We start from the raw sequence: 18,532 nt of genomic DNA, 5'->3' as shown, positions 1-18,532 counted from the left end.
GCACGAGATGGGGAGTCCTCCCCCTCACGCCCGCGACAGCGCTCAGACCGGGCGCGACGCGTCGAGCGCGCGGACCCGTTCGGCTCCGGGCAGGTACCGCGGGAGGCCCGCGAGGCCGTCGCGCGCGGCCACTCGGACGAGCCACGCGACGAGATCCGACGGTGCGTCCGCGAGCGCCGCGTCGAGCGCGGCCGGCGCCAGCGCGAGCAGCCGCCGGGCCACGCGGGCGTTGGGGACGAACCCCGGCACGGCCGCGAGCGCCAGCACGTCCTCCACACGGCTGACGGACGCGGCGTTGAGCTCGGCCTCGACCGACGCGGGGCGGCCCCGCGGGACCCGGACGACGTACAGGTGGTCGACGTGCCGCGCGCCCGCAGCGCGCAGCGCCACGTGCGCCGCGTGCTCGTGGGCGCCCGTGACCCGCACGTCGTCGAGCGCGACGACGTGCGCGCCGCGGACGTCCGAGGGCACCGTCAGGTGCGCCGGTCGCAGCCGCGCCCGGCGCTGCGCCGCCCCCCAGGTCGCGTAGTCCCCGTCGGAGGGCACGTGCCGGTGCACGACGACGACCCGGGCCTGGTGCCCGTGGCGCGCCAGCGTCGCGACGAAGGGCGCGACGAGCGCGGCCGCCGCAGGGGGTGCGACGTCGTAGCCGGACGACGTCACGACCAGCGGCCCCCGACGCTGCGTCCGCCCGCTCACGAGGTAGGTCAGGGCGAGCGCCTCGCCGTACCGGGCCGCCACGGCACCGTCGCCGTGCTTGAAGCGGCTGTACGCGGCGGCCGTCCCAGGATCCGCGCCGGCGCGGCGAGCGAGCGAGGTCGGCGTGAGGGCGAAGCCCGCGTCGGCGGCGCCGTCGAGCCGGGCGAGGGCGTGCCGGGTCACCCTCGGGCCGCCTCGGCGAGCCCGGCGGCGCGTCGACGCGCGTCGTGGACAGCCGCGAGGCCGGACGGGAACGCGGCGCAGAACGCGGGACCCGTGGCGAGCGCGCCGTCGGCGATCTCGTCGAGGAGCGAGGCGTCGCACGCCCCCAGGAACGTCTCGCGCTCGGCGTCCGGCGCGGCGAGCAGCCGCTTGAGGAAGCGGATCGTGAGCGCGAAGCGGCCGGCGCGGACGGCGTCGGCGAGGTCGGCGACGGACCGGGCCGCGGCGTGGTTGAGCACCGACTCGACGGTCGGGTCGGCGGCGAGCCCCGGCTCGCAGACCGCGACGTAGGCGGTGACGACCTCGGCGGGAGGGCCCGCACCGTCGCGGGCAAGGACGTCGAGCAGCGTCTGCTCGGCGAGCCCCGTCACCCGCACGTCGTCGACGAGCACCACGCGCGCGCCGGTGAGGTCCTCGTCGAGGCGGAAGCCGATGGAGGCGAGCTCGGCGCGGCGCGCCTCGGCGGACGCGCCCGCGTAGTCGGTGCGGGTCACGGAGCCCTTCGCGACCCGCACGACCCGGCCGGGGCCGAGCCCGCGCGCCGCCCGGGCGTCGTTGACGACCGCGAGGACCGCGCGTGCCAGCAGCAGGCACGCGGGCGGCACGGCGAGGTAGGCGACGGGGAGCACGACGGGCGCCGGATCCGTCGCGAGGGCCGGGACGCGCGCGAGGAGCTCGCGGCCGAGACTCCGACCGAGCGCCCCCGCGGCGTCGAGGTCTCCGTGCTTCATGCGCGAGTACGTCCGCAGGTCGAACGGGCGACCGGTCGCGACGTCGCGCAGGTCGTCCCGCGTCCCGTCGAGCCGGGTCACCGCGACCGTCCGGACGCGAGGGTCCGCACCCGCCGGGGCCGTCGGACCGTCCGCCGGGCGGACGACGCCACCACCCGGCCGACGGACCGTCCGGACCTCGGCGAGAACCCGCCGGAGCAGCACGTCGGTCGGCTCGTCCGGCCCGACGAGCGCCGCGCGCAGCCCGGCGTCGAGTGCACCGCAGACGTCCGCGACGGGGTTGTCGCCCACGTGCAGCACGTCGCCCGCCGGCACCCCCAGCCCAGCCACGGTCGCGGCGAAGACGGCGGCGTGCGGCTTGCCGGTACCCAGCTCGTCGGAGAACGTGAGGACCCCCATCGGCGCGAGGAGCCCGGCGGCGTCGAGGAGGGCGCGCATCGTCGTGCCCGGGAGCATGCCCGTGTTGCTCGTGACGGCCAGCGGCACGTGCTCAGCGAGCGCTGCGAGCAACGCCGGAAGGTCGGGGTGCAGCGGCAGCGGGGGCAGCTCGAGCGCGAGCTCGCGTTGGCGCGCGAGGAGCCCCGCCACGAGCTCCGGCGCCTCCGCCAGCGCGACGCCGGCCGCGGGTCCCGCCTGGCCGTCGCGGCGGAGCGCCGCGACGGCCAGGTCCACCCGTTCGGCGAGCCCGCGGTCCCGTCCGTCGGCCTCGACCAGCCGGTCCGCGGCGACGTCGGCGGACCGCAGCGCGGCCGAGAAGACGTCGTCGGGCACCGGGAGGCGGAGCGCCGACCGCAGCGCCGCGTCCCGTGCCGCCTTGAAGCGCGGGTTGCTGCGGAGCAGCGTCAGCCACACGTCGAGGCTGACCGCGCGGACCGTCGCGAGCGCCCCGGGGGCCTCGGGGCCGGCACCGCCGGGGCGGGCGTCGTCGGTCACGGCAGTGTCAGAGCGAGCCGAGCGCGAGCGCCTGGAGCTGGTGCGCGGTGCGCCCCTGCCCGGGCGTCCCGAGGGCCGTGAGCTGCCACCCGTCGGCCGTGCGGGACACGCGAGCCATCACGAGCGCCGTGTGCGCGCCCGAGCCGGTGAGCGTGAACTTCGCGAGCTCGGCGTCGCGGGCCGTGGTGTCGACGACGCGCACGGAGGCGTTGTCGATCTGCTCGAACGTCTCGCCGCTGTACGAGTTGACGGTGAACACGATGTGCTCGATCTCGGGGTGCACCCGCGCGAGGTCGACGAGGATCGACTCGTCGTCGCCGTCGCCGTCACCCGTGAGGTTGTCGCCCGTGTGCTGGACGGAGCCGTCCTTCGAGCGGAGCTGGCCGAAGTACACGATGTCGCGGACCTGGCCACCGCCGACGAGCAGCGCGGACGCGTCGAGGTCGATCGCCTTGCGGATCTCCTTCGTGCCCCCGAACAGCGACTTCTTCTGCACCACCTTGACGTCCCAGCCCAGCCCCATGCGGACGTGGGTGAGCCCGGCGCTGCGGTCCGGCTTGGTGAGGTCGATGGTCTGGCCCTTGGCGAGGTTGATACCCATGGTCGGTTCCCTTGCTGGTCGGAGGTGGGGGCGGCGCTCAGGCCGCGGCGAGGCCGTAGTCGGCGACGATGCCCGCGAGGCCGGACGCATAGCCCTGCCCGACCGCGCGGAACTTCCAGTCGCCGGCGTTGCGGTAGAGCTCGCCGAACACGAGCGCCGTCTCGGTCGAGGCGTCCTCGCCGAGATCGAACACGACGGTCTTCGCGTCGTCCTGCGGGTCCTCGGCGTCGAAGACGCGGATGTAGGCGTCGGACACCTGGCCGAAGTTCTGCCGGCGGTCCTCCGCCTCGTAGATGCTCGCGAGGAACACGACGCGCACGACCTCCGCGGGCAGGGCCGCGAGGTCGACGGCGATCTGCTCGTCGTCCCCGTCGCCGTCGCCCGTGCGGTTGTCGCCCTGGTGCACGACGGCGCCGCTCGGGTCCTGCAGGTTGTTGAAGAACACGAAGTGCCGGTCCGAGAGGGCGCGGCCGTCGGAGTCGACGAGCAGCGCCGCCGCGTCGAGGTCGAACGCGGCGCCGTCCGTGGTGCGCGGCTTCCAGCCGAGCCCGACGACCGCCTTCGTGAGGCCGGGCGCGACCTTCGTGAGCGAGATGTTGCCGCCCTTGGAGAGGTTGACTGCCATGGTGGGTGCCTTTCTCTGGTGCCCCCGCGCGGGGACGACGTGTGGGGTCAGCCGGCGAGCACCGTGTCGGCGTCGCGCCAGGACAGGCGCCGGTAGCCGTACGCGGCGAGCGCGTCGCGCAGCGGGCGGACCTGCCGGGCGTGCTCGGCGCGGAGCACGAGGGCGCCGCGGACGAGGTGCCCCGTGAGCGCGACGGTCGACGTGCGCCCCGGGTCGGGCCCCGAGGGTCCGGCGTCGCTCGGGTCGAGCGGGATCTCGAGGCGGCTGCCGCCCGTCGTGGTGACGACGAGCACACCTTCGACCGCGGCGGCGGGCTCCGCCGGCCGCACCACGACGACGAACCGGCGCAGCTCGCGCGCCTGGCGCAGGTCGACCGTGAAGCGTGTGCCCGCGAGGTGCACGACGGGCCGCCGCTCGTCCGGGCCGTAGGGGTGCGCCTCCCGCACGACGCCCTGCGTGCGGTCCGCCAGCTCGTAGGCCACGACGACGCTCGCGTCGACGGCGGTGTGGAGCTCGCCGCGCAGGCCCCCGACGCCGCTCTGCACGCGCGTGAGCTGGACGACCGGGGCGTCCCTGGCGAGCAGCAGCCGCTCCCCCTGGCCGACGCCGGGCAGGCCCGCGAGCAGCGGGGGCAACGGCGTGCGGCCCGGGCGGGTGGGGGGCGTCGCGCCGGAGGGCGGGGCGAGCGCGAGCGCGGGGGCCGGCGCCGTCGGCCCCGCTGCGACGGGCTCCTCGGCTGCCGGCGCGGGCGCCGCGGGACGCGCGCGCCGACGCAGGAACGTGAGGTCCTCGCGGACGGGCGCGCCGGCGGGTGCGCCGGTCACGAGGGTCCGGACGGTCGTCGTGCTCGCGGTGCTCATAGCGGCAGCCCGTACTGCTCGGCGACGCCCACGATCCCTGCCGCGTAGCCCTGCCCGACGACCTTGAACTTCCAGCCGCCCTGGTGCCGGTAGACCTCCCCGAGCACGACGGCGGTCTCGGGGCCGAACCCGGGCGCGAGGTCCTCGGACGAGACGATGCCCGCGCCGGTGGCGCCGTCGAGCACGCGGACGACGCACCGCTTGAGCTGTCCCAGCGTGCGGCGTCGCGGGCCGCCCTCGCTGAGGTAGAGCACGACGACGACCCGCTCGACGGCGGCGGGCACCCCGTCGAGGTCGATCTCGAGCTGCTCGGTGTCGTCGCCCAGCGCGGCGTCGACGGCCGCGACGGACAGGTCGGACGAGACCACCTGCTGGAAGAAGACGAAGTCGTCCGCGGACGTGGCGCGCCCGTCCGGCCCGCACAGCACGGCAGCCAGGACGAGGTTGTCGTCGAGCGCGTGCTCGCCGCCCGCGTCCCACGCGGCCCCGACGACGAGCGTCCGCAGCCCCGGGATCTCCTTGGTGAGCGCGACGTTCGCGCCGCGCATGAGGCCGCTCACAGGCCGGCCTCCGCGAGGTCGGCCCCCGTGAACCGGGCGCGCAGGAAGATGCCCTGCGCCTCGACGGCGCGCAGGTCGTCGTCCCGGAGCGCGTCGACGGACTCGCGCACGGCCGCGCGGATCGTGCCGAGCTGCTCGACGAGCGCCGCCTCGAGTCGCGCGTGGTCCGCGCCGGCCACGCCGCGGGCGGCCGCGTGGCGGCGCAGCGACGTGGGGACGTAGTCGGTGACGACGGCGTGCAGCGCGACCCGGCCGTGGATGTTCATGCCGGTCGGGGCGGTCTCGGCCCGGCGCAGCGCCTCGTCCGCGAGGTCGGTGATCCGCCGCGCCACCACGACGGCCTCGGTCGGCAGGTCCCCCGCGTCCGCGTCGACCTGTGCGACGAGGGCCGCGACGTGCCGGTGCAGCGCGTCGACGGAGTCGGGCGCGGCGTCCGCGGGCGCCGGCACGACGGATGCCGCGCCGTCGGACGACGACCCGGTGATCCGTTCGAGCCAGCGCGGCACCGCGGCGCCCTCAGGCCTCGATCGAGCGACGCGCCCGGTCCACGTACGGCTTCGCGCGCTCGACCTGCTGCTCGAGCTGGGTGATCGTCGTCGCCATGGCCTCGGTCGCCTGCCCGCGGAACGTGTCGATCGCGTCCATGGTCGCGAACACGTTCTCGAACGCGGCCTGGAGCTTGTCGATCTCGATCGTGGACTCGGCGGCCTGCTGCTGGATCGCGGCGCCCTGCTGGCGGAGCTGGAGCGACGTCGCCTCGATGAGGCTGCTCGTGGTCGAGTTGAGCGCGTTGATCTGGTCGAGCACGAGCTTCTGCTGGCCGAGGGCCTGCGACACGATCACCGCGGTGCGCAGGGCGGCGACCGTCGTGGTCTGGGCGCGGTCGACGCCGCGGATCAGCTCGAGGTTGTTCTTGCGGATGAGGTCCATCGCCAGGTAGCCCTGCACGGACACCGCGGCCTGGGTCATAAGGTCCTGGTGGCGCTGGCGCACCGCGAACAGGACGTCGGACCGCATGGCGTCCGCCGTCTCGGTGTCGCCCGCGGCCTCGGTCTGCGCGATCTTCTCGACGACGGCCGCGTCGAGCGCCTCGAGCTCGACCTTGAGCTCGCCGAGGCGGTTCATGGTCTCCCAGAGCTGGTTGCGCTCGACCTCGATGGCCGCGTTGTCCTTGCGGAGCTCGTCCTGCCCCGCGGACAGCGCGCGGATGATCGCGTCGAGGTGCGACTGCGCCGACTTGTACTTCTGGAAGTACCGGTCGATCTTGTTGCCGCCCGGGATGAACTTGAGGACCTTCTTGACGCCCTTGAGGTCTGCGCGCGTCGGGTCGAGCTCGGTGACGGTGATGCGCAGGTCGACGAGCGTCTTGGACACCTTGCCCTGCGGGCTCGCGTCGCCGCTCGCGGCGGCGGGGCGGTCGAGCATCCGGTTGGAGGCGCCCGCGGACTGGCGCACCTCCTTGTCCCCGATGCTCCCGATCTTCGCGACCTCCTGCGAGAACTGCGGCGAGCGAGCGTCGAGCGCGGACAGGCGCTCGACGACGGCCGCGGCCTTGCGCTCGGCCTCCGTCTGCTGCTCCACCGCCTTCCCCTGGTTGGCGGACGCGATGGTCGCGACGGCCTGCTCGGGCGTCACGAGCGGCGCGGGCTGCGGCGGCTCGAGCACGAGGACGGGGGCGGAGTCGGCGGTCGTCGTCATGACGGGTCCTTCCGGGAGGGTGGCGCGGGTGGTTACTTGTAGGCGTTGACGGGCCCGGCGTCCATGACGACGGACAACCGGTCGTCGACGACGGGGCGGCGTTCCGAGCCGCGCGCCGAGTAGAGCTCGAGGGCCTCGACGCGTACCCCGTCGGCGCCGTTGAGGACGATCCCCGGCACGCAGGTGTAGACGGCGTCGTCGCGGCTCGCGTTCGCGGACTCGATCTCGACGACCTCGCCCGCCCCGTTGTCGATCCGCACGGACACGCGGTACCGGCGGAACGACCCGGTGCCGTTGGACTGGGCCGAGTAGGCGACGGGGACGACGGCGGCGACGGTGGGCGTGAGCCGGATCTCGACCGTCTCGGTGGCCTGGCTCCCGTCGCCGCGCCGGACGTCGCCGAGGTGCCGGACCGCGCCGTCGGGCGTCGTGGGGCTGAACAGCTTCGGGGCGTCCTCGGTGCCGAACTGGCTGACCGTGACCTGGGTCCCGTCGTGGTAGCGCACGAGCGCGTACACGTCGTAGTCGGTCACCGACGGCCAGGAGACCGTGGCCGTGAGGACCGGAGTCTTGGTGAGGGAGATGCCCTGGCCCCGCGAGAGCTTGGTGAGGGACACCGTGCCGACGGCGGCCGGCGCCGCGGGCGCGGGCGCGGGGGCCGGCGCGGGGCCCGGGGCCGGCCGGGAGGACGAGCGCGTGAAGAGTCCCACGGCGGTCAGGCCTCGCTGTCGACGCCGGCGGCGACGGGCGTGGCCGGGGCCGCGTCGTCGACGGACGCCGGTCGCGACGCGAAGATGCCGGGCGCGGGGACGTCCTCGACGTCGACGATCGCTGCGAGCTCGGCCTCCTCGCGGCGGTTGGCGGAGACCGACGTGAGGATGGCCGCGACGATGAACGCGATGCCCACGAGCCCGACGACGACGTCCGGGATCTCGAACCGCAGCGTCACCACGAGCAGCAGCGCGAGCGCGCCGATCGCCCAGTGGGCGCCGTGCTCGAGGAACCGGTACTCGGCGAGCGTGCCCTGGCGGACGAGGTAGACGGTCATCGACCGAACGAACAGCGCACCGACGCCGAGGCCCAGCGCGATGATGACCGGGTCGGGGGTGATCGCGAACGCCCCGATCACGCCGTCGAAGCTGAACGAGGCGTCGAGCACCTCGAGGAACACGAACAGCGAGAACGCGGCCTTGCCGGCGAGCGCGACCTGCGCGCCCAGGCCCGGGCCCTCCTCGGCGCCGGACTCCGCGAGCGCCTCGGCCTTCTCCGCCTCCTTGTCCTCCATCACGGACGCGAGCCCGTTGACGGCGAGGTAGGTCACGAGGCCGAGGAGGCCCGCGAAGAGCACCGTGGACTGCTCGTCGCCGTGCACGAGGGTCTGGGACGCGACCAGGAGGATCACGGCGGCGACGATGACGCTGAGCTGGTCGAGCCGGCCCACCTTGAGCAGCGGCTTCTCGATCCACGACAGCCACGTCGAGTCGCGCTCGGTGTCGAAGAGGAAGTCCAGGAACAGCATGAGCAGGAAGATCCCGCCGAACGCGGCGATCGCGGGGTGCGCCTGGTTGAGGATGTACCCGTACGTGCCCGCTGTGTCGGGGTCGCCCTTCTCGAGTGCGAGGCGGATCGCCTCGGCCGGGCTCACGCTGCCCGTGAGGCAGACGATCACGAACGGGAACACGAGGCGCATCCCCACGACGGCGACGAGCACGCCGACCGTGAGGAAGATGCGCTGCCAGGCGTCGTTGAGCCGAGCGAGGTACTTGGCGTTGACGGCCGCGTTGTCGAACGAGAACACGATCTCGACGACGATGAGGATGGCCGCGAGCCAGACGGCGCCCCACCCCTGGTAGACGAACGCGACCGCGAGCGCGGCCAGCATCACCACGAGGTCCCACTTGAAGTGGCGGACGGTGTGCACGGGGGTTCTCTTCTCTGCCGCGCGCGCGGCGCGACGGTGGAGCGGGGGGAGGTGGAGCGCGCTCGGCGGAGCCGGGGCGGCGGGTCGTCCGAGGAGGGGCGGTCAGCTCGCCTGGAGCCCGTAGTCGCGGATGACCCCCGCGAGCCCCGACGAGTACCCCTGCCCGATGGCGCGGAACTTCCAGTCGCCGGCGTGCCGGTAGATCTCGCCGAACACGAGGGCAGTCTCGGTCGAGGCCTCCTCGCCCAGGTCGAAGAGGACGACCTTGGCGTCGTCGGTCGGGTCGTCGCCGTCGTACACGCGGATGTAGGCGCCCGAGACCTGGCCGAAGTTCTGGCCGCGCTTGTCCGCGTCGTAGATGCTCGCGACGACGACGATGCGCGCGACGCGCGGGTCGAGCGCCGGCAGGTCGACGGTGATGGTCTCGTCGTCGGCGCCCTCGGTACCGCCGACGCGCTCGTCGCCCAGGTGGACGACCGAGCCCCGGGGGTCCTGGAGGTTGCCGTAGAAGACGAAGTCCTCGTCCGAGAGGGCGCGACCGTCGTCTCCCACGAGGATGGCCGACGCGTCGAGGTCGAAGTCGACGCCGTCGGTCACGCGCGGGTTCCACCCCAGGCCGACGACCGCGTGGACGAGACCCGGCGCGACCTTCTCGAGGGAGATGTTGCCGCCCTTGGCGAGGCTCACGGCCATGCTGGTCCTCCGTCTGGCGCGTCGCGCCGGTGTCGCTCGAGAAGGGAGCGAACGCGACGAACGCCGCGAACGACGTTTTTTCGGCCCTACCCCCCAAGATGGTGGCTCAAGGTATCAGTCTGGTTCGGAGCGTCACAAGGACGGTTCGTCCGTCATATCCCGCTTCTTGATGACTTTTCACCCGCGACGGTCGTGGTCGCGATCGGCGTCGACCACCCGCACGCCACGACGGTCGCGTCGTCGTGCGCCGGGCGTTCGTCCTGGGCGTACCCGAACCGGGATTGAGCGGCCCTCGCTCAAGGTTGTCGTGGTCAGACCGGGCCGCTCCGGCCCCGCACGAAGGAGACCACGATGACTGCAACGCTCACCGGCTACACCGACGTCGACCGCCTGTTCCGCGACCTCTGGACGGGCCGACCGGTTCGCACGGCCGACCGCCGCGAGGCGGACGGCTTCTCCCCCGCCGCCGACGTGTACCGCGACGGAGACGACCTCGTCGCCCGCTTCGACCTCCCGGGCATCGACCCGGCCGAGGACGTGTCGGTCGAGGTCCAGGGGCGCCGCCTCGTCGTCTCGGGCGAGCGCAAGGACGCCCGGGCTCACGACGCCGACGGCGCCGCCGACACGCCGAGGGTCCGCGAGACCCGCTACGGGTCGTTCCGCCGCGGCGTGACGCTGCCCCGCGCAGCGTCCGGCGACGACGTCACAGCCCGCTACGACGCCGGCGTCCTCGCCGTCACGGTCGGCGGCGTGCTCGCCGGCCCGACGACGCACCGCGTCACGGTCGAGACGGGCGCCGCGCCCGTCGTCGCGGCCGACGCGGACTGACGGAATCAGCCGCCGGCGCCCCGGCAGGACGGCCGGGGCGCCGGGGGCGCGGGCGCACCGTGACGCACGCCACACGGCTGGAGCGCGCCGCCGGGAAACGTTGCCCCGGCCGCGCGGTTGGCACCTGGTGCAGGGACCAGCGAGCATCGGAGCAACCATGACCCACCAGACCCGCACCCGGCTCGACCTCGGCCCCGTCGTCCTGGGCGGCAACGTCTTCGGGTGGACCACCGACCGCGACGAGGGCTTCCGCGTCCTCGACGCGTTCGTCGACGGCGGCGGCCGGGCCATCGACACCGCCGACGTCTACCCGGCCTGGGTGCCGGGCAACTCGGGCGGCGAGTCGGAGGCGATCATCGGCGAGTGGCTCGCGTCGCGCGGGAACCGCGACCGCGTCGAGATCGCCACCAAGGTCTACTCGCTCGCGACCCGCCCCGGCCTGTCCCCGGCAAACATCCGGGCCGCCGTCGAGGACTCGCTGCGCCGCCTGCGGACGGACCACCTCGACCTCTACTACGCGCACCGCGACGACGCCGACGTGCCGCAGGAGGAGTACCTCGCCGCGTTCGACGCGCTCGTCCGCGAGGGCAAGGTCCGCGAGCTCGGCGCGTCGAACTTCTCGGCCGACCGCCTCGTCTCCGCCGCCAAGATCGCCGAGGCCGAGGGCCTCACGCCCTTCACCGTCGCGCAGGACCGCTGGTCGCTCGTCGAGCGCGCCGTCGAGGCGGAGCTCGTGCCGACGCTGCGCGAGCTGGGGATCGTCGAGGCGCCGTACCACTCGCTCGCCGCCGGGTTCCTCACGGGCAAGTACCGCGCGGGCGGGGCGCCCGTCGACTCGCCGCGGGCCGGGAAGGCCGCCACGTACCTCGACGACCCGCGCAACGTCGAGCTCCTCTCGCTCCTCGACGACGTCGCCGCCGCCCACGCGACGAGCGTCGCCGCGGTCGCGCTCGCCTGGCTGCGGCAGCAGGACGCGGTCGCGGCCCCGATCGCGAGCGGTCGGAACGTCGAGCAGGTCGCGACGCTGCTCGAGTCGGCGCGCGTGGAGCTCGACGCCGACGAGCTGGCCCGCCTGTCGGAGGCCACCGCGCCGCGCGGCTGAGCGCAGCGCGTCAGGCCGGGACGGTCGTCCCCCGTCGCGCGACGGCGGCCGCGACGGCCGGGTGCACGACCTTCCCGTCCACGGTGCTGAGTCCGTGGGCCAGGGCGGGGTCGTCGGCGACGGCGGCGCGCCAGCCCCGGCCGGCGAGCTCGCGCACGTAGGGCAGCGTGGCGTTGGTGAGCGCGGGCGTCGCGGTGGCCGCCGCCGCGCCGGGCATGTTGGCCACGCAGTAGAACACCGAACCCTCGACGCGGAAGGTGGGGTCGGCGTGCGTCGTCGGGTGCGAGTCCTCGAAGCAGCCCCCCTGGTCGATCGCGACGTCGACGAGCACGCTGCCCGGCCTCATGCGCGCCACCAGGTCGTGGCTGACGAGCCGGGGCGCCCGGGCGCCGGGGACGAGGACGGCCCCGACGACGAGGTCCGCGTCGAGCAGCGTCCGCTCGACCTCGTACGCGGAGGACGCGACGGTCGCGACCCGCCCCTGGAACAGGGCGTCGATCTCGCGCAGCCGCGGCAGCGAGAGGTCGAGCACGGTCGTCCGGGCACCCAGCGCGACGGCCTGGCGCGCGGCCTCGAGGCCCGCCGACCCGCCGCCGATGATCGCCACGTTCGCGGGCCGCACGCCCGGCACGCCGCCGAGCAGGGTCCCGGAGCCGCCCTGCGCCCCGAGCAGGTGGTAGGCCCCCGCGACGACGGACATCCGCCCGGCGACCTCGCTCATCGGCGCGAGCAGCGGCAGGCTGCCGTCGGCGAGCTGCACGGTCTCGTACGCGAGCGCCGTCGTGCGGGCCGCGAGCAGCGCGTCGACGAGCGGCAGGTCCGCGGCCAGGTGCAGGTAGGTGAACAGGGTGAGGTCGGGGCGCAGGTACCCGTACTCGGACGCGACCGGCTCCTTGACCTTGAGGACGAGGTCCGCGCCCCACGCCTCGTCGACGGACCCGAGCCGGGCGCCGACGGCCGTGTAGGCGTCGTCGGCCAGGGCGGACCCCAGCCCGGCGCCCCGCTGCACCGTGACGGTGTGGCCGGCGCGCACCAGATCCTGCGCCCCGGCGGGCGTGAGCGCGACGCGGCCTTCGTGGTCCTTGACCTCGGCGGGAACTCCGATGCGCATGACGACTCCCTCGACTGACCGGACGGCACGGCGCGCCCGGCACCTGGTGGTGATACGCGCCACACTAGGAAGAACGTCCCGTGGCCCAGGCCGGGGGCGAAGATCCTTCGACGAACAGCCCGAGGAGCGCAGAAGATGCCGCGAGCGGACGCGCGAGGAGGCCGCACGGAGCAGGACGTTCGCCTCGACGACCTCGACGAGCAGATCCTCTGGGAGCTCGCGCGCGACGCGGACCTCACCAACGCGGCTCTGGCGGACCGCCTCCACGTCGCGCCGTCGACGACGCACGCCCGGGTCCGCGCGCTGCGCAGCGCCGGGGTGCTCGGCGCGTCGCACGCGGACGTCGACTACCGCGCCGTCGGGCTGCCGCTGCAGGCGATCGTGTCCGTGCGGCTCCGCGCGCAGGCACGCACCGTCATCAAGACGTTCGCCTCCAAGATGGCGCGGCACCCGAACGTCCTCGACGTGTTCTTCGTGGGCGGCCAGGACGACTTCCTCGTGCGCGTCGTCACGACGTCGCCCGAGCAGCTGCGGGACTTCGTGGCCGGCCCGCTGTCCAGCGACCCGGTCGTCGCGTCGACCCACACGCAGATCGTCTTCGACCACCTGCGCGGGCTCGACCACTGGGGCGACGCCGACGGGTTCGACGAGCTGCGCGGGCCTCTGTCCTGAGCGGCGCGCGGCGCCGCGCTCAGGGCCGGAGTCGGGCGAGCAGCCGCTCGTCGAGCACGACGTCGTGCGGCAGCCGGGCGAGCCCGGCGCCGTCCACGACGACGCCCTCCCCGCCGAGGCGCGCCGCGAGCGCGGCCCAGTGCAGGGCGTCCTCCTCCTCGCGCGTGCGCCCGGGCGCGGGCTCGTCGGGCCCCACGACGACGCGCGCGGTCTCCTCGAGCTCCGCTGCGGTCTCGCGTCCCCACAGGCCCGGCGGGTCGACCGGGCCGAAGGCGGTGGTGCTCCAGCCGCGGTCGTCGAGCAGGACGACGCGGCGCCCCTCGTCGAGAACCGCGTCGAGGTGCGCGGACACCGCGTAGGAGCGTCCGTCGGCGGGCGCGTGGACGAGCCGCACCGTCGTCTCCAGCCGTTCCGCGCGCGCCATGCCGACATCCTGGCAGGTGAGCGCGTCCCCGGAGCACGCGCCGTGAACCACGTCACCCGGTGTTCACGATTCGGTGCCACGATGAGTGCATGACTGAGAGCACCGCCGCCACCGCGGGGACCCAGGCGACGCTCGAGCCCGAGCTTGCCGCCCACATCGCGGAGCACATCGCCGACGACGGAGCGGCGGACGCTCCCGCCGCGCTCGCCGCCGGGATCGCCCGGCTGGACGAGTCGCTCCCCGAGCTGCCGGACGACCGTTTCCTCGACCGCGAGGTCAGCTGGTTGGCGTTCAACCGCCGGGTCCTGGAGCTGGCCGCGGACGACGCGCTCCCCCTCCTCGAACGCGTCCGGTTCCTGGCCATCGTGGCGTCGAACCTGGACGAGTTCTTCATGGTCCGCGTCGCCGGCCTGAAGCGCCGCATCGCCACGGGCATCGCGATGACGGCGGCGTCGGGCCTTTCCCCGCACCAGGTCCTCGAGGTGATCAGCGAGCACGCCCACGCGCACATGGACGAGCACGCGCGGGTGTTCCGCGAGCAGGTGCAGCCGGCGCTCGTCGGCGAGGGCATCACGCTGGTGCACTGGGACGAGCTCTCCGAGCACGAGCAGGACCGGCTGCGCAAGTACTTCCGCAAGCAGATCTTCCCCGTCCTGACGCCGCTCGCCGTCGACCCGGCGCACCCCTTCCCCTACATCTCGGGTCTCTCGCTCAACCTCGCGGTCGTCGTCGTGAACCCGACGACCGGCAAGGAGCACTTCGCCCGCGTCAAGATCCCGCCGCTGCTGCCCCGCTTCATCGCGGTCGACGCGCGGGGCCGCCCGTCGGCGCCGAGCACGCAGACCGCGGACCCGGAGAAGGGCCCCACGTCGTTCGTGCCCCTCGAGGAGGTCATCGGGCAGCACCTCGACCAGCTCTTCCCCGGGATGGAGGTGCTGGAGCACCACACGTTCCGCGTGACCCGCAACGAGGACGTGGAGGTCGAGGAGGACGACGCCGAGAACCTCCTCAAGGCCATGGAGAAGGAGCTGCTGCGGCGCCGGTTCGGCCCGCCCGTGCGGCTCGAGCTCGCCGAGGGCATCAGCCCGCGCATCCGCGAGCTGCTGATCCGGGAGCTCGGCATGGACGCGTCCGAGGTCTACACGCTGCCCGCGCCGCTCGACCTCACGGGCCTCAACCTCATCGCGGACCTCGAGCGCCCCGAGCTCCACTACCCCCGGTTCGTCCCGACGACGCACCGCCAGCTCGCCGAGGTCGAGTCCGCGCTGCCGACGGACATCTTCGCGGCGATCCGCGAGCAGGACATCCTGCTCCACCACCCGTACGACTCGTTCTCGACGTCGGTCCAGACGTTCGTCCAGCAGGCGGCGGCCGACCCGCGCGTCCTCGCGATCAAGCAGACGCTGTACCGCACGTCGGGCGACTCGCCCATCGTCGACGCGCTCATCGACGCGGCCGAGGCCGGCAAGCAGGTGCTGGCTCTCGTCGAGATCAAGGCCCGGTTCGACGAGCAGGCGAACATCGAGTGGGCCCGCAAGCTCGAGCAGGCGGGCGTGCACGTCGTGTACGGGATCGTGGGGCTGAAGACGCACTGCAAGCTCGCGCTCGTCGTCCGGCAGGAGCCGGACGGCTCGCTGCGGCGCTACTGCCACGTCGGCACGGGGAACTACAACCCGAAGACGGCCCGCCTGTACACCGACCTCGGGCTGCTCACGTGCGACCCGGACGTCGGGCAGGACCTCACGCGCCTGTTCAACCAGCTGTCGGGCTACGCCCCGCGCTCGACCTTCCACCGGCTCCTCGTGGCGCCGCGCGCGGTGCGGACGGGCCTGGTCGAGCGGATCGAGCGCGAGCGCCGCGCCGCGCTGGCGGGCCGCGAGGCGTGGGTCAAGATCAAGGTCAACTCGGTCGTCGACGAGGCCACGATCGACGCGCTGTACCGGGCCTCGCAGGCCGGCGTCCCGGTCGACCTGGTGGTCCGGGGCATCTGCGCGCTGCGTGCCGGCGTGCCGGGGCTGTCGGAGACGATCCGGGTCCGGTCGATCCTGGGCCGCTACCTGGAGCACTCGCGGATCTACGCGTTCGCGAACTCCGGCGGGGAGCCCGACGACGCCCCCGCCGTCACCGGAACCTCCGACGGCGCCGCCCCGGGTCCGGAGATCTTCATCGGGTCCGCCGACCTCATGCACCGCAACCTCGACCGCCGCGTCGAGGCGCTGGTCCGGCTCAAGGACCCCGGCCACATCGACGAGCTCCTCGAGCTCTTCGACCTGTCGATGTCCGACGCGACGAGCAGCTGGCACCTGCTGCCCGACGGGACCTGGGTGCGCCACGACCGCGGCGACGACGGCAAGCCCCTCGCCGACCTGCAGGACGTGCTGATCCAGCGCCAGCGCGCCCAGCTGTCGTCGGCGCGGGCGGTCGGGTCGTGACGGGCGACCCCAAGCCCGTGGCGGGCACCGTGCTCGCCGTGCCGTACTCGTCGCCCAAGCCGAGCAAGGCGACGTCGCGGCGGCCCGCCGTCCTGACGCCGGTCGAGATGACGCAGCCCGGCACGCTCCCCAGGCCACGGTCGCGGCTCATCGAGGCCGCGGGCGCCCTGGTGTGGCGCGAGCGGCGCCGCGAGCTCCAGGTGCTGCTGGTGCACCGGCCCCGGTACGGCGACTGGTCCTGGCCCAAGGGGAAGGTCGACCCGGGCGAGTCGCGGGCGACGACGGCCGTGCGTGAGGTCCAGGAGGAGACGGGCCACGCCGTCGTGCTGGGGCAGCCGCTGCCGGGACTGCAGTACCTCGTGCCCGACGGGCGCGTGAAGCGGGTGCACTACTGGGCGGCCCGCACCGCCGCCGACGCCGACGGCCCGGCCCTGCGGGCACGCCACCCGGTCGCGCCCGTCGACCCGGACGAGATCGACACCACCGAGTGGCTCGGCGTCGAGGAGGCGGCGCGGCGGCTGACCCGCACCGCCGACCGGCAGCCGCTCGTCGCCCTCGTGGAGGCGCACGCGCACGGCCGCCTCGGGACGCACGCAGTGATCGTGGCGCGGCACGGCAGCGCGCTGGCCCGCTCGCAGTGGGCCGGCAAGGAGCACGCGCGGCCGATCACGCCGATCGGCTGGGCGCAGGCCGCCGCCCTCGTGCCCGTCCTCGCGGCGTACGGGGTGCGGGACGTGCTGACGAGCCGCTGGTCGCGCTGCGCCCAGACCGTCGCCCCGTACGCCGCCGCCTCGGGACTGGCGCCCCGGCGGCACGACAGGCTCACCGAGGCCCAGCACGAGAAGGCGCCGTCGCGCGTCGCGGCGGTCGTCCGGGAGCTCCTCGAGGCCGAGGAGTCGTCGGTCCTGTGCACGCACCGGCCGGTGCTGCCGACCGTCCTCGACGTGCTCGCCGAGCACACCGGCCGCAGCGTCGCGGACGCCCTGCCGCAGAAGGACCCGTACCTGGAGCCGGGCGAGGCGCTGGTCGCGCACGTCGCCCTCACCGCGAAGGGCCCGCGCGTGGCCGCGGCCGAGACGATCGCCCCGACCATCTGACCGTGCCGACGATCCTCCTTCTGGGCGGTGCGCCAGGGACCGGCAAGTCCACGCTCGCGCACCGGTGGGCCGACGCCCGCCCGCTCACGCTCGTCCTGGACGTCGACCGGATCCGCGGACTGCTCGGCGCCTGGCAGGACGACGTCGGGGCCGCGGGGCTCCGGGCTCGCAGGCTCGCCGTGGCAGCAGCGTGGGCGCAGCTCGAGGCGGGCGGCGACGTCGTCGTGCCACAGCTGCTCACCCGCCCGGAGCTCGCCGACGAGCTCGACGGCCTCGCCACGGTCGCGGGCGCGCGCTTCGTCGAGGTGGTGCTCACCGCCGAGCCCGACGACCTCGCCCGCAGGCTGGCCGCGCGGATCGGCGCGCGCCCGCCCGACGGCGACGCCGACCCGTGGTCGGCGCTCGAGGGCGAGCCGACCGTCGAACGGCTGACCGAGCTGACCGCCGCGGTCGACGCCTACGCCGCGACGCGGCCCGGGACGCTCCGGATCACGAGCGTCCCGGGCGACGTCGACGCCACGCTCGCGCGTCTCACCTCGGCCGTCGCGACGTCCGGCTGAGGCCCGACGCGCGGCACCGTCGGCCGCGGCCCGGGGCCGGGGGGGGGTCAGCGGGACGCGAGCGCCCGGCCGGCGTCGACGGCCGCGGTCTCGGCCTCCTTCTTGATGAGCTGCGCGGCCTCGAGGAAGTCGTCCATCGCGGGGTTGACCCCGGCGAGGGTGAGCTCGCGCTCGACGACGGTCAGGTCGGCCTGCCAGACCTCGCCGAGGATGCGCCGGAGGTAGGCGACGCTGTGGTCCCAGCCCTCCTTGGGCGTGCCCGGCTGGTACGACCCGCCGCGCGTCGCGAGGAGGACCGTGGGCGTGCCCTGGAGCAGCGGCGTGCCGGCGCTGCTGCCGGCGATGGCGAGGTCGATCCACGTCTTGACGTGCTGCGAGACGCCCCAGTTGTACAGCGGGAGCGCGAGCACGGCGACGTCGGCCGCGCGCAGCTCGTCCGCGATCGACGTCGCGAGGGCCAGCGCCTCGAGCTGGGCCGGGGTCCGGTCCGCCTCCGGGGTGAACTGCCCGGCGATCGCCGCCGGCCAGGCCTCGGCGGGGAGCGGCTCGGAGCCGAGGTGGCGCCGCACGACGGTGGCCTCGGGCCGCGCCTGGGTCAGCTCGCTCGTGACGAGGTCGGCGAGCGCGCTGCTGGCCGACGCCGGGCCCTGGATGCTGGCATCCACGCGGAGGACGTTCATGGGGGCTCCTGTCCGCGGGCCGAGGCGGCCCGACGTTCGAGTTGAACATTCAAGTGGCACGCTACGCCCATCCGACTTGAATG

At 74.6% G+C, this 18,532-nt stretch carries 20 protein-coding genes; 6 read left to right on the top strand and 14 right to left on the bottom strand.

Annotated features, from left to right (window positions below):
- Positions 1-42: 42 nt before the first annotated feature.
- The 11 genes from ACLQ14_RS11430 to ACLQ14_RS11380 all read right to left on the bottom strand — a co-directional run bounded on the left by ACLQ14_RS11430 (position 43) and on the right by ACLQ14_RS11380 (position 9,543).
- The gene (locus tag ACLQ14_RS11430; RefSeq protein ID WP_425813032.1) at positions 43-882 is read right to left on the bottom strand and encodes a phosphoribosyltransferase family protein; all 840 of its coding nucleotides are present in this window, start codon (positions 880-882) and stop codon (positions 43-45) included.
- Positions 879-2,585 carry a phosphoribosyltransferase family protein gene (locus ACLQ14_RS11425; protein WP_425813030.1) on the bottom strand — a complete coding sequence of 569 codons (1,707 nt, stop codon included), beginning with the start codon at positions 2,583-2,585 and terminating at the stop codon, positions 879-881. The genes ACLQ14_RS11430 and ACLQ14_RS11425 overlap by 4 nt, the downstream gene beginning before the upstream one ends.
- A 7-nt stretch (positions 2,586-2,592) precedes the next feature.
- The gene (locus ACLQ14_RS11420; protein ID WP_425813028.1) at positions 2,593-3,186 is read right to left on the bottom strand and encodes a TerD family protein; all 594 of its coding nucleotides are present in this window, start codon (positions 3,184-3,186) and stop codon (positions 2,593-2,595) included.
- 37 nt (positions 3,187-3,223) lie between these two features.
- Positions 3,224-3,811 (bottom strand): TerD family protein, encoded by a 588-nt coding sequence (locus ACLQ14_RS11415; RefSeq protein WP_425813027.1) that lies wholly within the window; start codon positions 3,809-3,811, stop codon positions 3,224-3,226.
- Positions 3,812-3,858: 47 nt separating this feature from the next.
- Positions 3,859-4,671, bottom strand: a complete 813-nt coding sequence (locus ACLQ14_RS11410; protein ID WP_425813025.1) for a hypothetical protein — start codon at positions 4,669-4,671, stop codon at positions 3,859-3,861.
- Positions 4,668-5,231 (bottom strand): TerD family protein, encoded by a 564-nt coding sequence (locus ACLQ14_RS11405; RefSeq protein WP_425813023.1) that lies wholly within the window; start codon positions 5,229-5,231, stop codon positions 4,668-4,670. The genes ACLQ14_RS11410 and ACLQ14_RS11405 overlap by 4 nt, the downstream gene beginning before the upstream one ends.
- Positions 5,228-5,737, bottom strand: coding sequence for a hypothetical protein (locus ACLQ14_RS11400; RefSeq protein WP_425813021.1), 510 nt, complete (start codon positions 5,735-5,737; stop codon positions 5,228-5,230). The genes ACLQ14_RS11405 and ACLQ14_RS11400 overlap by 4 nt, the downstream gene beginning before the upstream one ends.
- Before the next feature lie 10 nt (positions 5,738-5,747).
- Positions 5,748-6,929: a toxic anion resistance protein gene (locus ACLQ14_RS11395; protein ID WP_425813019.1), complete on the bottom strand. Its 1,182-nt coding sequence runs from the start codon at positions 6,927-6,929 to the stop codon at positions 5,748-5,750.
- A 32-nt stretch (positions 6,930-6,961) separates the two neighbouring features.
- Positions 6,962-7,639: a hypothetical protein gene (locus tag ACLQ14_RS11390; RefSeq protein ID WP_425813017.1), complete on the bottom strand. Its 678-nt coding sequence runs from the start codon at positions 7,637-7,639 to the stop codon at positions 6,962-6,964.
- A gap of 5 nt (positions 7,640-7,644) precedes the next feature.
- A complete protein-coding gene (locus tag ACLQ14_RS11385; RefSeq protein ID WP_425813015.1) occupies positions 7,645-8,850 on the bottom strand; it encodes a DUF475 domain-containing protein in 1,206 nt (401 codons plus the stop codon).
- Between the two features lie 102 nt (positions 8,851-8,952).
- Entirely contained in the window at positions 8,953-9,543 is a 591-nt protein-coding gene (locus tag ACLQ14_RS11380) for a TerD family protein (protein WP_425813013.1), read from the bottom strand.
- Between the two features lie 351 nt (positions 9,544-9,894).
- Here ACLQ14_RS11380 and ACLQ14_RS11375 point away from each other — a divergent pair, with 351 nt between their 5' ends.
- Positions 9,895-10,371, top strand: coding sequence for an Hsp20/alpha crystallin family protein (locus tag ACLQ14_RS11375; RefSeq protein WP_425813011.1), 477 nt, complete (start codon positions 9,895-9,897; stop codon positions 10,369-10,371).
- A 157-nt stretch (positions 10,372-10,528) separates the two neighbouring features.
- Complete coding sequence (locus ACLQ14_RS11370) at positions 10,529-11,473, top strand: aldo/keto reductase (protein WP_425813009.1); 945 nt, start codon at positions 10,529-10,531, stop codon at positions 11,471-11,473.
- Between the two features lie 10 nt (positions 11,474-11,483).
- Here the strand turns inward: ACLQ14_RS11370 and ald are convergent, their stop codons facing one another.
- A complete protein-coding gene (ald, locus tag ACLQ14_RS11365) occupies positions 11,484-12,584 on the bottom strand; it encodes an alanine dehydrogenase (RefSeq protein ID WP_425813007.1) in 1,101 nt (366 codons plus the stop codon).
- Positions 12,585-12,719: 135 nt separating this feature from the next.
- On the opposite strand from ald, the gene ACLQ14_RS11360 reads away from it, so the two are divergent.
- The gene (locus tag ACLQ14_RS11360; RefSeq protein ID WP_425813005.1) at positions 12,720-13,256 is read left to right on the top strand and encodes an Lrp/AsnC family transcriptional regulator; all 537 of its coding nucleotides are present in this window, start codon (positions 12,720-12,722) and stop codon (positions 13,254-13,256) included.
- A gap of 19 nt (positions 13,257-13,275) precedes the next feature.
- Here the strand turns inward: ACLQ14_RS11360 and ACLQ14_RS11355 are convergent, their stop codons facing one another.
- Entirely contained in the window at positions 13,276-13,680 is a 405-nt protein-coding gene (locus ACLQ14_RS11355; protein ID WP_425813003.1) for a hypothetical protein, read from the bottom strand.
- Positions 13,681-13,769: 89 nt separating this feature from the next.
- On the opposite strand from ACLQ14_RS11355, the gene ACLQ14_RS11350 reads away from it, so the two are divergent.
- From ACLQ14_RS11350 to ACLQ14_RS11340, 3 genes are read left to right on the top strand one after another with little or no spacing between them, the layout of a single operon-like run.
- Positions 13,770-16,112 carry an RNA degradosome polyphosphate kinase gene (locus ACLQ14_RS11350; RefSeq protein WP_425813001.1) on the top strand — a complete coding sequence of 781 codons (2,343 nt, stop codon included), beginning with the start codon at positions 13,770-13,772 and terminating at the stop codon, positions 16,110-16,112.
- Entirely contained in the window at positions 16,109-17,209 is a 1,101-nt protein-coding gene (locus ACLQ14_RS11345) for an NUDIX domain-containing protein (protein ID WP_425812999.1), read from the top strand. Before ACLQ14_RS11350 ends, ACLQ14_RS11345 begins: the two co-directional genes overlap by 4 nt.
- A 2-nt stretch (positions 17,210-17,211) precedes the next feature.
- The gene (locus ACLQ14_RS11340) at positions 17,212-17,769 is read left to right on the top strand and encodes an AAA family ATPase (protein ID WP_425812997.1); all 558 of its coding nucleotides are present in this window, start codon (positions 17,212-17,214) and stop codon (positions 17,767-17,769) included.
- 47 nt (positions 17,770-17,816) lie between these two features.
- Here ACLQ14_RS11340 and ACLQ14_RS11335 read toward each other — a convergent pair whose 3' ends face one another.
- The gene (locus ACLQ14_RS11335; RefSeq protein WP_425812995.1) at positions 17,817-18,449 is read right to left on the bottom strand and encodes an FMN-dependent NADH-azoreductase; all 633 of its coding nucleotides are present in this window, start codon (positions 18,447-18,449) and stop codon (positions 17,817-17,819) included.
- Positions 18,450-18,532: the final 83 nt, after the last annotated feature.

The organism is Luteimicrobium sp. DT211 (assembly GCF_049844995.1).
In the GTDB taxonomy this organism is placed as follows: Bacteria; Actinomycetota; Actinomycetes; order Actinomycetales; family Cellulomonadaceae; genus Luteimicrobium.
This window is presented reverse-complemented; position numbering and strand designations above follow the sequence as displayed.